Genomic DNA, 13,911 nt, shown 5'->3' with positions numbered 1-13,911 from the left:
GACGTGAATCCCCGGACGACTAGCGGACGACTTTGTCGAACCGCGCCGGATCGTCCAGCGAGTAGCTGAAGTGCCACCACTCCTTGTCGTAATTCTCGAAGCCCTGTCGCTCCATCGCCCGCTTCAGCAGCTGACGATTGCGAGCTACATGCCCGCGCGCGTTGGCGGTGTGAGCGGCGTATGAGAAAAGGTCGTAACGAGTCCCCATATCGACATCGGTTCCTGATGCGGTATTCACGAGTGTGACGTCGACGGCTGCGCCGAGGTTGTGACGGCTTCGGCTTGCGATATAGCCATCCCGCAGTAGGTCCGGCCGGTTGGTGCGCTGCGTCCAATCCACCATCGCTTCGCTTGCACGAACGGGACGATAGGCGTCGAACACCCTGAGAGTGTAACCTTGCGATTTCAGATCCGCGTTCACCAGCGCCAGCGCGGTGGCCGCTTCAGCGCGAAGATACGCCCGGTTGCCCTCGTACCCGGGTAGCACTGCGCCCGTAAAATTGTTTGTGGTCGCGTACCGCAGATCGACGACGAGAGTACTGTCGAGACGCTGCACATCGACCAGCAGAGAGTCGGCGGCAGCATCGTCAAGGGTGGGCAGCTCGACGGTATTCACCGGCGTGGCCGTGGGCTGGCGGAACGGTATGCACCCGGAAAGCAGTATCACGCTCGCCAGCAGTCGGCAGGATCTTCGAGTCATTGCGCTGAAGTAATTGGCGGGTAGTTCGTCATGCCAGTGCTTGCAGGAAGTCTGGATGAATGCGCCACTCCCGCGTAATCAGGACGCGCCCCGACTGCGCATCCGAATCCAGTCAACCAACCAGATCCGTTGTCATTCTTCCTCGATGATCGCGAAACGGTAGAGGCTTGGAATGAACAAGGCGACGACTCCCAGCCCTAGCGTCCGGGTGATACTGAACCGCCGGGTTTCGATCGCACGGACGCGCGGAAGCGACAGGGCCGTACGTCCGATGCCGACTGTATTCCCGGTAACTCTCATTCCGACAATGCTGTCACTTTGCACCTGGGCATTGTTCAGCACCACCCAGCGCCTGTCGTCCATCGTTATCGCGACTCTGTTGTTGCCTGCCTGCTCGATCACCGTCGGCGCGGGGCGGTTGTCCACTTTCCAGGCCTGGCACCCGCTGGGGAGGACGACCGCGGCGATCACCGTCAAACTGCGCAGGCTACAAATCACTGCCAACATCACTGACCTCTCTGATGGCCTTTCGGCCGGTATTCAAATGTATGAAGCGCCTCGCAGCAAGCGGGGCGCCCTTCTTATGACGATCGAACTGGCAGAACGCAACCCTCATCTCACTCTGGCGAGTGCGGCAACGATCAGGGCAGCCCACTGGGGGCCGAGGTACCCGCGGTCGGTGTCGTCGTATGACTCCGAAAGTGAATGGGATCCCATACCTTTTCCGCCGCCATCGATAGTTATCGCTGCAATCCCCATGCTGATCGGAAGATTGGCGTCCGTGCTGCTCGCGCTGGTTGGCTCGCCAAATCCAAGCGCTTTGCCTGCCGCGAGCGCGGCACGGACGATGGGAGCTCCATCCGACTGCGCGCCGGTAGGCCTGATTCCAATCGTATCGATCTTCATCGTGATTCTCGGATGCCGCCCCGGCCAACGGGCATTTTCACTGGTCAGCGCCGCGCGAAGCGCCTTCTGGATGCTGGCATCGACGCGGTCGAGCTCAGCGACTGACTCCGAGCGCATGTCCACGTCCATGGTGCCTACCGGGGAGATCGTGTTGACAGACGTACCACCCGCCACAATTCCGACACTGAACGTCGTCTTCGGCGAGGCCGGCACCTTGATTTCCGAGATTCCGGCGATGGCTCGCCCAAGAGCATGGATCGGATTGGGCATTCCGAATGCCCCGTAGCTGTGACCGCCGGGACCCTGGTAGGTAACGCGATACCGGTGACTTCCCACGGCTCTGCTGGTCACTCCGAGCCCCGTTCCATCCACGGAAATGAAAAAGTCGATTTTACCTGGAAATTCCTTCAGCAGCAGATGACGGGTGCCACGAAGGTTTCCCTCGCCCTCCTCGCCTACATTTCCCACGAAATAAATTGTCCCTTCGGTTCTCACCTTCGCCACGTTCAGCGATTTTGCCACCTGCAGCAGAACGGCGAGCCCGCGGCAATCGTCCCCGATTCCCGGGCCTTTCATGACTGTGCCCGTGCGGGTAACGGCAACGTTGGTTCCTTCCGGAAACACCGTGTCGAGGTGGCCCATGATCATTACCGTCGGACCCTTGCCAATACCCGGCCGTTCGGCAATCACGTTGCCTTCGCTGTCGATTCTGACGCTCTTGAAGCCGAGATTCTCGAATCTCTTGCGATACTCAACTGCCCTGACTGCTTCCTTGAACGGGGGCGCCGGTATCTCGCAAATCGATTGCTGTTGATCCAGCGTCCACGCATTGTCGGCTTTGATCGCCGCCAGGGCAGCCATCACCGAGGTATTGCGGTGCGGGATCGCAATCTCCTGAGCCTGGGCGGAGACTGCCGCAAGGGTAAGCGTCACGAGGACAATGGAAAGCGATTTCATATGTTTGAGGTTAGAGATTGGCATCGGCCACATGCCTTACTCGATGCCCTGGAGAGAGTTCATACTAGAGACAGCGATTGAGAAATGACCCGGGTGGGTCTCGAACCCACGACCTACGAATTAAAAGTCCGTTGCTCTACCAGCTGAGCTACCGGGTCAGGTGAATACTGCGAGGGAAATTTACGCGATAGACAATGCCGCCCGCCACGCGCGCGGCTATTGGCGATTCTGTTCAAACCCGCGTCCGCGGCGCGATACTGCACGCAATGCGGGCACACGAACAGCAGCACTTCGACAATATCTCTCAGCATTATCAGAAGTCTGCGGAATCGTGGCAGATGATTTTACGAGCAGGCAGGGCAACAGCTGGACCCGCTGGTCAGGGGCCGTCTGGTAGTCGACGTAGGAAACGGTGGGCGCTTCGCCTACGATACCTCGTTGCCGGCTCGTGTCATTGCCGTCGATGTCGCTCCACAGATGATGGACGCAATCACCGATCCCCGGATCCAGAAGATCGTTGATGATGCGCGCGACTTGAACAAGTTTCCCGATGGCTCGATCGATGTTCTTGTTTTCAGCCTGGTGATGCACCACATCAATGGCGCGAACCTGGCTGAATCGCGTGCTACCCTGAGCCAGAATCTTGCAAGCGCACACAGAAAGCTCGAACCCGGCGGGCAGCTGGTCGGGCTCTGAAACGTTACGCGTAGCCAACGCGCAGGCATAGCGGCCACTCCACGGTTTGCCGGGTCTCCGGAGGCCCCCAGCGTTTTGCCAGTGCTGCCTCAACTGGCAGAACAGGATCAACGCCCCGGGCCGCGACGTATGCAGCCGTCGCCGACCATGTCCGTAGATAGCCGCAAAGTTCGGAAAGGGTCCATCGGCACGTCAATGTGAACGACGGTACAGTCACTTCCCGGAATGGAAATGGCACGGTCGAGTACTGGTCGAGGAGAATCATCCGTTCCGGCAACCAGTAGTCTTCTACTGTCCCGCGATTGTAGGCGTGCACGATGGAGTTCAGAGCCGGATGATCCAGCACCGGGTCGCCATATCCCCATACCGCGAGCGCACCACCAGGAGCGACAATGCGACGAACCTCCTGGTAGAACTGTTCCAGATCAAACCAGTGTAAGGCCTGGGCCACGGTGATGAGATCGATCGATCCGGCCTTCAGCGGCAGCTCCTGGGCGCGGGCTGCCACGTAAGCAACGTCGCCTTCGCGGACTGCATGCCGCAACTGGCTCCGGCTGGCGTCGATAGCGATAACCCGCCCGAAATGCCGGTTAAGGCCGATCGCAGCTTGCCCGCTTCCCGTTGCGCAGTCGCAAACGACATTGTTGCGGGACGTAAGGCCAGCGAGATACTCGAAAAGAGATTCCGGATAGCCAGGCCTGTATGCCGCGTAAAGCGCTGCTCTCGCTGAGAAGTGATCCTCGAAAGTCACTTCACACGCGCCGGGTACGTAAAGCTATGTTCCCGAAGAACCCTGGCTGACCAGAGGCTGGTACTCAGGGTGTTTCTCGATGTACGCAGCGATGAACTCGCATTGCGGTACAACGCTGACTTTCTCCCGCGACGCAAACTCGAGCGCCTCCCGGGCCAACGCGTTGCCAATACCACGGCCCTCATGTTGTGTGGGCACGCTGGTGTGGTTGAAAGTCATTCGGTCTCCATCGCGCACATAACTGGCAACAGCCAGGTCACCGCCAATATTCGCCTCGAATCTGCTCTTGCTCTCGTTATGCTTGACTGCCGGAGTCGTGTCGGCTTCGTCTGTCACTTGTCACTCTGAGGTGTGGGTGCTCGCCGTCTTCAGCGAAAGCCGGGCCAGAGGTCAGAAGTTCTGGTTCGCGCCGTCGAATCGGGTGTTGACGACGTTATTCAGCACAGAGCCGAATGTGTAGCTGAAACCTCCGCTGAGGAAATAGCGGTATGAAGTTGCCAGCTGGCGCTGCCGGAGGAGAATATCTTCATCGGTGAGGTCGCCCTTGACCAGATACAGCTGGTCTCGAACGAGCGCAGCACTCGTGAACAGATTGACGCTCAGGCCCTTGAACACTCGTATGTCAAGGCTGTTGAAAAGCACCAGACGGCGCTTGCTGAAATCGTCCAGATAGTTGGCTGCTTCGAGCGACGTGCTCACCGAGCCCCATGGCTGCTTAAGCCCGAGCGATGCGGTCAATGACTGGTCGGGGCGCACCTCCGACAGCTTGTCGAAAATGGTCGTGTCTTCGTAGGTAAATGAGTTGATCCCCGCCGTGTACAGGAACGTCAGCTGTCGGCGAGTCGATTCCGAATACGGGAAAACATTGTACTCCAGCGCAGGCGCGAAGCGCGCGGCAAGCCGCTGGTTGAGAAAGGTCGATGAGCTGGCGGACGCACGTTGCCCCGCCGACCAGTGGGGACCAAGGCTCTTGACGATGAGTTCACTCAGTCCGTAGGAATGCGAGTAGTTGGAAAATCGCGTACCGTTGCTGAAGGTGAATTTCCCCTCGCTGTAGTTTCCAAAAAGCGATGCGTTCAGCTTCCACGCCTCGGTGGTCCGGTTCGCGGATGTCGATCCGTTGAGATTTGTGAAACGCTGGGATTTTTCGCCGTTGAGAAACGCGTTGGCTCGTGTCCTGAAAACCCAGAAATTCCACGGATCGCTTGCCACCTGCGCGGCTGGCCTGGCCGTCGAGGCCGCCACGGGGAGAAGCGTTACCTGGAGCCGTTCACCGAGCGGAGATCGGGCCACATAACGCACGAGGCCAAGCTTAATACTTCTTGCCAGCGCCCTCCTGATTTCATCCTCCGTCGCCTCCTGAGCCGTCGAAACCTGGAGCGTATCGGTCCCGCCCGCCAGTTGCTTCTGGCCGATGAAATTCAGCGTGAAGGCATTGCCACCGCTGCCGGTTCGCTGTCGGGTAATAAAGACATTCAGCGCGGCGTCCTGGCGGTCACGCACGTAGTCGACGAAGGGAATCTCGGTGCGAAAGAAATCAAAATCGCATCCATCGTACTGGCAGTCGATATAGACCCGGAGCTGACCCCGGTCGGCCTCTGGTTGTTGAGCTGCGAGACCAGACGAGCCACCCGCCAAAGCCAACGCGAGCGCGCACGCTGCCAGCAAACGTCGAATCAATTGAATACCGGGAAACGAGAAGAATGCGACTCCACGTCGCACAAATTATCCCCGGAGCATCGTGCGTGTTGATTAAGATTTCGTAATGCAGTTACTCCGGCTGGTTGCGGCTGGCACCGCGCTGAATCCTGATATTGCCGCTGAAGGTTTTGGCAGCGACGCTTGAACGTCCATTCCCGATCGTGAATTCGAACTTGCTGTCATTCGAGGCGCGCGACTGATTCGCGCCGAACGTGACAGGAAAGTCGCTATCCACGTTTCCGCTGAAAGTCTCGAGCCTCACCGTCGCACCCGCATTGGCGGGAAGGCTCAGCGTAAGACTTCCTGAGTGAGATGAAAAATCGTAGCTGCCGGCCGGGTCGAACGATCCACCGTAGCTCACCCGCCCGCTCACCGACTCTGCGCGGACCGACTTGGATCTGGCCTCAGTGATGCGGATTTGCCCGCTCACGGTCTCACCCACGATCTCTCCCGAAACCGCCGCCATACCGAGCTGCCCACTCACAGTCTCGGCCCTGACATCGCCGACAACTCTGGCGACGTCGAGACTGCCCGAAACACTCTCGACCGTCACCTTGCGCGATGCATCCGCAACAGTAATGGAACCGCTCACGGTTTCCACTTTCACCTCTCCCTTCACGCCTCTAACAGATACCGGTGCCGAAAGTGCCTCGACGACGACGCGCGTCCCTTGAGGAACAGTGATGTCGAACTCAGCGCCATCGTTCCGCCGGCTCCGGGGCCGGTAGCGCGCGCCCGTACCTCCATGATGCTCGACTCTCAACCTCACCCGAGTCGAGCTGGCGTCGAACTCCAGAACATTGTCGCCACCGCTTACTGCACGGACTCTGACCCGTGACCCGCTGCCACCGATGATGTTCACCTTGCCCGACAGCAGAGAGACGTCCACCGTGCCCTGGCTGCTCAATGTCACGACGGTATCGATCTGCGTGAGGTATCGCTCATTCTGAGCTTCCGCCACGCGAGCGCTCAGGCAAAGGATTGCTGAGGCGATCACAGCCTTCAACGATGATTGCATTGCATGTGTCAACTGTGAATCCGGCTACGATCGCGACGGCAACAGCGCGGCCGTACGAAGCAGCTCGACTTTTTTCTCGAGCACATTGTTCAACTGCTCACTGAGGAAACCGCTCGCTGGATCGCCGGCAAGTGCGGCACGCGCCTGTCGCACCGCAGCGTCGATCAGTTTCAGGTTGTCCTCCACAACGGCCACGGTCGCCGGGTCCAGCTGCGTTCTCCTTTCCACGAGGGCAGACTGCAACCGCCGTATTTCGCCGTCATATGGAAGCTCGGTCGCATTGCTGGAACTTGCGAACACACCTCCCTTATCTGAACGCGGCGCGACCGCCGGCGGCGATGCCGCGAGCCGCCCTGCATCTTCAGGCTCTGCGGAGCTCGCATCCTCAATGGTTGCCGCGACCTGATTATCAACCGCTCCTGCGGTGGCTGGACCGCCCTCGCCGAGCGACCGGGACGTAGCGAGGTAGGTCACTGCAGAAGTCGATGCGACCAGCAGCATCGCTGCAGCGGCCAGCCAACTGCGCGAGACCGCGCGGATCGATGGCTTCGGCTGAATACTGACCACCGGTGACTGGATCCGCGATTCGATTCCAGTCCAGAGGTCCCGCGATGGGGTGAGGCCGGGCATCGAAACCGCGTCTTCCCTGATGCTTTCGATGTCGCGAATCAGGGATCCACACGGCAGGCAGACTGAAGCGTGAGCATCCACCACAGATCGCTGTGCCCCGTCGAGCGTCCCTTCGAAGTACTCGGCGAGCCTCGCCTCGATATCCGCGCATTTGCCAGGCTGGTGATTCATCGTGAAAGTGCCTCCCTTAAAAGCATCCGCGCCCGATGAAGCTGCGCCTTGCTGCCGCCCGATGTTATCCCGCATAACTTTGCGATCTCCTCGTGCTTGTACCCTTCGACGTCGTGAAGCACGAAAATCTGTCTTGCTCCCGGCGGTAGTCCCGCTATCGCCGCTGAGAGGTCCATCCTGTCCCCATAACCCGGAGAAAAAGCAGGAGTCACGCCGAAACCCGATCCACCAGTTTCAATATCATCGTCAACGAGCCGCATTCTGTCGCGCCCTTCCTGCTTTCGGTCAGTGAGCACGATGTTCACGGCGATCCTGTGAATCCATGTCGAGAACGCAGCCTCACCTCTGAACTGCGGCAATTTTTCCCAGCTCCTTACGAAGACATCCTGCGTTAGCTCTTCGCCTCTGATCCTGCTCCCGCACATGCGTGTGCAGAGCGTAAATACCCTGCTCACATGCAGATGGTAGAGTCGCTCGAAGGCGCGCCTGTCCCCGCTGGCAGCCAATGCCACGTCTTTGGAGTCATCAACGGGCGCAGATGACTCCACCATCAGAGCAGATGCCAACCTTGTCTCGCCACTCGTTTGTAAGAATTCAGATCGCCGTGAGGACCGGATGGTTTGAACGGCCGCCCAATTATCTGCGGCGAATAGCCAGTGGCCCGTTCGTGGTCTCGGCTCTTACGGTTGCCCCGCCAGCACCCAGATCCGCTGAAACGTGACGGCTGATCCGGCCTGATACGGTAATTGGAAAGCCGACGCTCAGCGGTCCGTTTGTCGTTCCCGCCTCGAGGTGCGCCGAGTACCCGTCAGGAATGCTGAGGGTCAGCGGCCCGTTTGTGGTACGCGCGTCCAAGCCCGAACCGTCCCAGCGATTGCCCGATAGCGAAATGCTCAAGGGGCCGTTGGTTGTACGGGCGTGGACAGATCCACCCAGATCTCTCAGCGTGAGCGGACCATTGTGCGTCTCGACATTCAGATCGCCACGGACATCGGCAACAGAGACAGGGCCATTCCGGGTTTCCACCCTGAGATTGGATCGGCGCGGCACAGATGCGATAAACGACGCTGACCATGATTCATCGCCATCTGATCTCGGGCCGGTCGCGCTGATGCTGGCACCGTTTACCGTAATCCGCACCTGGCTGGCGATGGCTCTTGCGTCGGCATCCGAGCGCGCCTGCGCGCGGATGCGCGTCGTTACGGCGATGCTGTCCCGGTCCCACCCGGTAACAGAAACTCCGCCGTTGCGAAGCCCTTCCATTCTTACTGTCCCGCCAGGCGCCCGTACCCGCATTTCCCGAACTTCGCAATGCGTTGCACGCCGGTCATTCCACCGGTTGTCACGACACTGGCGAATCCACGCCGCATCATCGTTCTGCCCTTCTGCGCGGACTGCCGGCGTTATGGCGGCGATGACGATCAGGGCACGTACCAGCAATTTCGCGTTCGGCATTGTCCGGCGGGGTTATGGGTGATGGCGGTCTGACATCGCCAATCCCCATAACGTTTGAATCCCCCGAAAAGTTGCTGTGCGTTACCGAGCTACGGGGCAGTCAACTCGAACGTGGCCACATAGCTGCCTGCAGGTATGGGCGAACCCGCGCGAGGCACCGGACTGAGGCTCGTTAGTCGCAGTACAAATCCGGAGAGTGAAGCGGAACGCGGCTCGACCCCAGTGTTGACGACGATTTCCCTGTCAGCCTGTCCCTCCGTCAGCAATGTCAGCACAACCTTTGCGCTGCCTGCCCAGACGCATTGGACGTCCGCCGGACACCTCGAGTCATCCTTGACCAATCGAAAGACTATACGCGATGCCGTTCCTTCGATCCGCGCCGCCGCGCCCACGGCAAGTTGAAAATCGCGACCGGGCTGTACGCTCGCTCCGGAAACGTTCCCGGTCGTAGCGAGCGGCTGGGACGGACTGCTGCATGCAGCGGCCAGAAGCAGGCCCAGTACTGCAACACGACGAACCTTTTGAATTGGATCCTCCTGGATCGTGCGAGGGTCACGACGCTCCACAGTACCTGCTTACTCTCTGCGAGTCAAACGCTCGACAGCACTCTCCGGATCTCGGCCACCCTGCTGCGTACCCCGTCCATATCATCCGCCGTGACAGTGATATGCCCGAGCTTGCGCCGCGGCGCGGCAACCTTTCCATACATATGGACGTGAACGTCATCTATAAGACACAATTTCCGCACGTCAGGATCCCGTCCAATCACATTCACCATCCCGGCCGCGCCCCCCATGTCGGAAGACCCCAGTCCAAGCCCCGCGATCGCGCGGAGATGATTCTCGAACTGGCTTGTGTCCGCGCCTTCAATGGTCCAGTGACCCGTATTATGCACGCGGGGGGCCATCTCGTTTGCAATAAGCCCACCCTCATTCTCAAAAAACTCGACTGCCAGCACTCCGACGTAATCTAGGTCGATGAGCAGACGCCGGGCGTAATCCACGGCCAGTTTTTGCAGCAGCGCTGAAACGCCGGGCGCTGGAGCAAGCGAGGAGCGCAGGATGCCCTCGATGTGGTGATTCTCTACCAGTGGATAGAACGCCGTTGCGCCCTCGCCGCTGCGCACGGATATCAACGAGAGTTCGCGGGAAAATCCGACGAACGACTCGACGATCGACGGAGCGCCTTTGAGCGCTACCCACGCAGAGGCAATGTCCTCAAGTCTGCGGATGACGAACTGGCCTTTGCCGTCATAGCCAAAACGCCTTGTCTTGAGAACCGCGGGCATCCCGGTGTGTTGTAATGCGGCTCGCACTTCGCCCAGTGAATCGACCGACACGAACGGCGCGGTGGGGATGCCAAGCCGTTCGAAGCACTTTTTTTCCATTGCCCTGTCCTGCGCAACCTCCAGGGCATTCAGCGGGGGGAAAACACGAGTTGTCGCACTGACGATTTTTACCGCTTCCGAGGGGATGCTCTCGAATTCATACGTGGCGACATCCAGCCCATCCGCGAAATGCGCGAGTGCCTCGTGATTTTCGTAGTCGGCAATCACGAGCTCGGCAATCCGGCCCGCGGGCGCGTCAGGATCGGGAGAGAAGAAACGAAATTCGAATCCCAGTCTTATTCCGGCGAGCGCGAGCATCTGACCGAGCTGGCCAGCGCCCAGCACCCCGACCTTCACTCCGCGGCAGCCGGGTTTGACTGATCGATCACCGACTGCGTCTGGCCGGTACGGAAACTCTCCAGCGCCGCGCGGTATTCCGTGTGCGCAATGGCAAGTATGGCGGTCGCGAGCAGCGCGGCGTTGATTGCCCCTGCTTTTCCAATGGCAAGCGTACCGACCGGCACGCCAGCCGGCATCTGCACGATTGAGAGAAGAGAGTCCATTCCTCCCAGCGCTCTGGACTCGATGGGAACGCCAAGCACGGGCAGCGTCGTCTTGGCGGAGATCATTCCAGGCAGATGCGCAGCGCCTCCCGCCCCCGCGATTATGACCTGGAGACCACGGCCGATGGCACCAGCAGCATACTCAAACAGGAGATCGGGGGTTCGGTGGGCCGACACGATTCTGGTTTCCACCGGAACCCCGAGCGCCTCGAGCGTGTCGACCCCGTGCCGCATCGTTTCCCAATCGGACTTCGACCCCATTATGACGCCAACGAGCGGGCCGCGAATCGTCACGGGCTCAGCCCGAGCTCGTTGGTGACGGTGGCGGTTTCCTCCGCGATCGCGGCGTCGAAGTCGAGAACAAGCTGGCTTATCCTGAAGAACGTCCGGCGGTGGTGGGCCGTGATGCCGTGCGTGGCGAGGCCGCGGATGTGGGCGGGGGTCGTGTATCCGACGTTTGTCTCCCAGGTGTAGGCGGGATAGCGGCGTGCCAGCCGCGCCATCAGCCGGTCGCGCGTAACTTTGGCGACGATCGAAGCGCATGCGATGCTGAAACAGCGTGCGTCGCCATGCACCACCGCGGTGTGCACGGTTGAAAGCGTGCGCATCGTCTTTCCGTCAATCACCACGTGATCGGGGCGGACCGGCAGTCGGGCCAATGCCCGGGTCATCGCCAGGACGCTTGCCTGATAGATGTTGATTCGCTCGATCTCACACACCGATGCGGCACCGAGTGAACAGGCGAGCGCCTTGTCGCGAATCCGCACCGCCAGCCGGGTGCGTTGATCGGGCGTGAGCTTCTTGGAGTCGTCGACACCGGCAATCGCCCGCATTTCAGGGGGCATGATCACCGCGCAGGCCATTACCGGACCCGCCAGCGGTCCACGGCCGACCTCATCGACGCCAGCGAGAAAGGGACCCCGCTCAGCGCGGAGATCCCTTTCGATATGCGTCCAGCGTTTCCTGCGATGAGCTGGCTTAGGCGTTGGAGCTCGGAGTCTGAACGCGCACCTTCCGCTCCTTGATGCGGGTTGCCTTGCCAGTGAGGTGACGGAGGTAGTAAAGCTTGGCGCGCCGCACGCGCCCTCTGCGAACCACCGTTATCGTCGCGATCATCGGGCTATGCGTCGGAAAGATGCGCTCGACGCCGATACCGCTCGAGATTTTCCGCACCGTAAAGGTGGCACTGATTCCACTCCCACGACGTGCGAGGCAGACTCCCTCGAACGCCTGAAGACGCTCTTTTTCACCTTCCTTCACGCGGACTGACACTCGCACGGTGTCACCGGCGCGGAACGCTGGTACGTCGCTACGTAGCCACTCTTTCTGGGTTTCAATAAATGGGTGCATATCAAGCTCAGGGCGGACGTCGGCCCGGGGTAAATAGGGTAGAATTGCAAAATAACCGAAGACGGACAGTTATGCCACTTTGGGAGCTACGGGTGGAGGCTATCCCTCTCTGCGCCGGTCGCGCGTCAGACGTTCGCCTTCCTCTCGACGCCATCGGGCAATTCTCGCATGGTCCCCTGAAAGAAGCACCTCCGGAACTCCCAGCCCGCGGAAGTCAGGTGGACGAGTGTAGCTCGGAGCACTGATCCCCCTGTCGTAGAAAGAGTCTGCCCTCGCGCTGTCGAGGTCCGACATCGCCCCTGGAAGCAGCCGCACAGTTGCGTCGACGATTGCCAGCGCCGCCGGCTCTCCACCACTGAGTACGAAATCGCCGAGTGAAATTTCTTCCGTCGCCAGATTGTCGGCGACGCGCTGATCGACATCCTTGTAGTGACCGCACAAAAGCGTCAACTCGCTGCCAGACGAATAACGGACCGCGTCCGCGTGAGAGAACACCCGGCCGCGGGGCGACAGGAGCAGAATCGGTGCAGTCGCGCCGATGTTTTCAACCGCCTCAAAAAAGGGGCCGGGCTTCATCACCATCCCCGCCCCGCCTCCATACGGTGCATCGTCAACCGTGCGGTGCCTGTCGTGCGTGTAGTCACGCAGATCCACGATGTTGTATTCAACGCTGCCGGCCGCCATCGCTCTGGCGGGAATGCTCAGCCCAAGCGGCGCATGGAAGAACTCGGGAAAAATGGTGATGATGTTGATGCGAAGCGGCATCGAGCTATTCGAAGAGCCCCAAGGCGCTTTTTACCACGATCACCCTCGCGATTGAGTCGGTGCTTTCGATCACCTCCGCTCGATAAGGCACAAGTACACTCCCTTCGGGCGTCATGACGTCAAGCGTAAGCCCCTGAGGCAGCTCGTAGTATGATCTGACGTCGCCGACGTGCGCACCGCTATCCAGCTCCACCCGCATTCCCGGCAGATCATGCAGGTAGATCTCGTCGTCCTCGGGCGGGGTGAGCTCCGCGAACGGTACGAGCAGGTACCGGCCCCTGAGAAGCTCGGCCGCATTCCGGTCGGCCGTTCCCTGGAAGGCCACCATCAGACCCCCTTTGAACGGACGGGACGACCCGACCACGAGAGGCGGCGTCTCGTCGCGGACATTTCCTCTGGCATCGCCCATCAACACACGAGCGCCGGACGCGAATATCACGTCCGGCGCATCGGTCAGCAGTTCGACCACCACCTCGCCGCGGATGCCCTGCGCATTGCGAATCAGCCCGACGACCGCAAATGCATGGGCTCCCATACATTATTCCGCGGTGGACTCTTCCGGGCGGGCCTCGGTGGCGTGCAGAGCGCGCTCTTCGTCCTCGCTTCGCTCGGGCAGCGGCACCGCCGACTGCTGCAACGCGAGACCGAGCCGCTTCTCGTGCCGCCGCTTGAGCACGCCCGCCCGCCGAAGCAGAGAGCGAACTGTATCACTCGGCTGCGCGCCGACACTCATCCAGTAGTTGGCGCGCTCTTCGTTCACGTTCAGCCCGCCCTCCATCTGACGGGGAGCGTACTGACCGATGATCTCGATGAACTTGCCGTCGCGCGGACTCTGCGAATCGGCGACGACTATCCGGTATACCGGCGACTTTTTCCGTCCTACGCGACGGAGACGAATTCTTACCATCGGTGATTCTCCCT

General features: G+C 60.2%; 18 protein-coding genes, 1 tRNA gene and 1 pseudogene. 1 reads left to right on the top strand and 19 read right to left on the bottom strand.

All coding sequences use genetic code 11. The features are described from left to right. Positions 1 to 19: 19 nt before the first annotated feature. The 4 genes from WKF55_09510 to WKF55_09495 all read right to left on the bottom strand — a co-directional run bounded on the left by WKF55_09510 (position 20) and on the right by WKF55_09495 (position 2,721). Positions 20 to 700 (bottom strand): M15 family metallopeptidase, encoded by a 681-nt coding sequence (locus WKF55_09510; protein ID MEJ7759809.1) that lies wholly within the window; start codon positions 698 to 700, stop codon positions 20 to 22. 132 nt (positions 701 to 832) lie between these two features. Then, positions 833 to 1,171: a hypothetical protein gene (locus WKF55_09505; GenBank protein MEJ7759808.1), complete on the bottom strand. Its 339-nt coding sequence runs from the start codon at positions 1,169 to 1,171 to the stop codon at positions 833 to 835. A 141-nt stretch (positions 1,172 to 1,312) separates the two neighbouring features. Continuing rightward, a complete protein-coding gene (locus tag WKF55_09500) occupies positions 1,313 to 2,563 on the bottom strand; it encodes a M20/M25/M40 family metallo-hydrolase (protein MEJ7759807.1) in 1,251 nt (416 codons plus the stop codon). A gap of 85 nt (positions 2,564 to 2,648) precedes the next feature. Continuing rightward, positions 2,649 to 2,721: transfer RNA gene (locus WKF55_09495), tRNA-Lys, on the bottom strand. 208 nt (positions 2,722 to 2,929) lie between these two features. On the opposite strand from WKF55_09495, the gene WKF55_09490 reads away from it, so the two are divergent. Continuing rightward, positions 2,930 to 3,259: a class I SAM-dependent methyltransferase gene (locus WKF55_09490; protein MEJ7759806.1), complete on the top strand. Its 330-nt coding sequence runs from the start codon at positions 2,930 to 2,932 to the stop codon at positions 3,257 to 3,259. Between the two features lie 4 nt (positions 3,260 to 3,263). Here WKF55_09490 and WKF55_09485 read toward each other — a convergent pair whose 3' ends face one another. The 15 genes and pseudogenes from WKF55_09485 to rpsP all read right to left on the bottom strand — a co-directional run bounded on the left by WKF55_09485 (position 3,264) and on the right by rpsP (position 13,897). After that, positions 3,264 to 4,010: a class I SAM-dependent methyltransferase gene (locus tag WKF55_09485; GenBank protein MEJ7759805.1), complete on the bottom strand. Its 747-nt coding sequence runs from the start codon at positions 4,008 to 4,010 to the stop codon at positions 3,264 to 3,266. 24 nt (positions 4,011 to 4,034) lie between these two features. Further along, positions 4,035 to 4,346, bottom strand: coding sequence for a GNAT family N-acetyltransferase (locus WKF55_09480; GenBank protein ID MEJ7759804.1), 312 nt, complete (start codon positions 4,344 to 4,346; stop codon positions 4,035 to 4,037). Between the two features lie 54 nt (positions 4,347 to 4,400). Then, positions 4,401 to 5,690, bottom strand: coding sequence for a hypothetical protein (locus WKF55_09475; GenBank protein MEJ7759803.1), 1,290 nt, complete (start codon positions 5,688 to 5,690; stop codon positions 4,401 to 4,403). A gap of 91 nt (positions 5,691 to 5,781) precedes the next feature. Continuing rightward, positions 5,782 to 6,741, bottom strand: a complete 960-nt coding sequence (locus tag WKF55_09470; protein ID MEJ7759802.1) for a DUF4097 family beta strand repeat-containing protein — start codon at positions 6,739 to 6,741, stop codon at positions 5,782 to 5,784. Positions 6,742 to 6,753: 12 nt separating this feature from the next. After that, the gene (locus WKF55_09465; protein MEJ7759801.1) at positions 6,754 to 7,530 is read right to left on the bottom strand and encodes a zf-HC2 domain-containing protein; all 777 of its coding nucleotides are present in this window, start codon (positions 7,528 to 7,530) and stop codon (positions 6,754 to 6,756) included. Beyond that, positions 7,527 to 8,096 (bottom strand): RNA polymerase sigma factor, encoded by a 570-nt coding sequence (locus tag WKF55_09460; protein MEJ7759800.1) that lies wholly within the window; start codon positions 8,094 to 8,096, stop codon positions 7,527 to 7,529. Before WKF55_09460 ends, WKF55_09465 begins: the two co-directional genes overlap by 4 nt. A gap of 70 nt (positions 8,097 to 8,166) precedes the next feature. Continuing rightward, positions 8,167 to 8,985 carry a DUF4097 family beta strand repeat-containing protein gene (locus tag WKF55_09455; protein MEJ7759799.1) on the bottom strand — a complete coding sequence of 273 codons (819 nt, stop codon included), beginning with the start codon at positions 8,983 to 8,985 and terminating at the stop codon, positions 8,167 to 8,169. Positions 8,986 to 9,074: 89 nt separating this feature from the next. Next, complete coding sequence (locus tag WKF55_09450; protein ID MEJ7759798.1) at positions 9,075 to 9,551, bottom strand: hypothetical protein; 477 nt, start codon at positions 9,549 to 9,551, stop codon at positions 9,075 to 9,077. Between the two features lie 23 nt (positions 9,552 to 9,574). Continuing rightward, complete coding sequence (locus WKF55_09445) at positions 9,575 to 10,669, bottom strand: 5-(carboxyamino)imidazole ribonucleotide synthase (protein ID MEJ7759797.1); 1,095 nt, start codon at positions 10,667 to 10,669, stop codon at positions 9,575 to 9,577. Then, on the bottom strand, positions 10,666 to 11,169 hold the full coding sequence (gene purE, locus WKF55_09440) for a 5-(carboxyamino)imidazole ribonucleotide mutase (GenBank protein ID MEJ7759796.1): 504 nt from the start codon (positions 11,167 to 11,169) through the stop codon (positions 10,666 to 10,668). The genes WKF55_09445 and purE overlap by 4 nt, the downstream gene beginning before the upstream one ends. Further along, positions 11,166 to 11,822 carry a ribonuclease HII gene (locus WKF55_09435; protein ID MEJ7759795.1) on the bottom strand — a complete coding sequence of 219 codons (657 nt, stop codon included), beginning with the start codon at positions 11,820 to 11,822 and terminating at the stop codon, positions 11,166 to 11,168. The genes purE and WKF55_09435 overlap by 4 nt, the downstream gene beginning before the upstream one ends. 31 nt (positions 11,823 to 11,853) lie before the next feature. After that, on the bottom strand, positions 11,854 to 12,225 hold the full coding sequence (gene rplS / locus WKF55_09430) for a 50S ribosomal protein L19 (GenBank protein MEJ7759794.1): 372 nt from the start codon (positions 12,223 to 12,225) through the stop codon (positions 11,854 to 11,856). Positions 12,226 to 12,324: 99 nt separating this feature from the next. Further along, positions 12,325 to 12,990 (bottom strand): tRNA (guanosine(37)-N1)-methyltransferase TrmD, encoded by a 666-nt coding sequence (gene trmD / locus WKF55_09425; protein ID MEJ7759793.1) that lies wholly within the window; start codon positions 12,988 to 12,990, stop codon positions 12,325 to 12,327. A 4-nt stretch (positions 12,991 to 12,994) separates the two neighbouring features. Beyond that, positions 12,995 to 13,525, bottom strand: coding sequence for a ribosome maturation factor RimM (gene rimM, locus WKF55_09420; GenBank protein MEJ7759792.1), 531 nt, complete (start codon positions 13,523 to 13,525; stop codon positions 12,995 to 12,997). Between the two features lie 144 nt (positions 13,526 to 13,669). Then, positions 13,670 to 13,897 (bottom strand): annotated as a pseudogene (gene rpsP, locus WKF55_09415) (30S ribosomal protein S16). Positions 13,898 to 13,911 lie beyond the last annotated feature (14 nt).

This window comes from Gemmatimonadaceae bacterium (genome assembly GCA_037721215.1).
GTDB lineage: Bacteria > Gemmatimonadota > Gemmatimonadetes > Gemmatimonadales > Gemmatimonadaceae > UBA4720.
This window is presented reverse-complemented; position numbering and strand designations above follow the sequence as displayed.

Bases quoted from the DNA above. Each gene is read 5' to 3' on its own strand.
- WKF55_09465 (MEJ7759801.1), bottom strand. From the start codon at position 7,530: ATGAATCACCAGCCTGGCAAATGCGCGGATATCGAGGCGAGGCTCGCC.
- WKF55_09500 (MEJ7759807.1), bottom strand. From the start codon at position 2,563: ATGAAATCGCTTTCCATTGTCCTCGTGACGCTTACCCTTGCGGCAGTC.
- WKF55_09510 (MEJ7759809.1), bottom strand. From the start codon at position 700: ATGACTCGAAGATCCTGCCGACTGCTGGCGAGCGTGATACTGCTTTCC.
- rplS (MEJ7759794.1), bottom strand. From the start codon at position 12,225: ATGCACCCATTTATTGAAACCCAGAAAGAGTGGCTACGTAGCGACGTA.
- rimM (MEJ7759792.1), bottom strand. From the start codon at position 13,525: ATGGGAGCCCATGCATTTGCGGTCGTCGGGCTGATTCGCAATGCGCAG.
- WKF55_09455 (MEJ7759799.1), bottom strand. From the start codon at position 8,985: ATGCCGAACGCGAAATTGCTGGTACGTGCCCTGATCGTCATCGCCGCC.
- trmD (MEJ7759793.1), bottom strand. From the start codon at position 12,990: ATGCCGCTTCGCATCAACATCATCACCATTTTTCCCGAGTTCTTCCAT.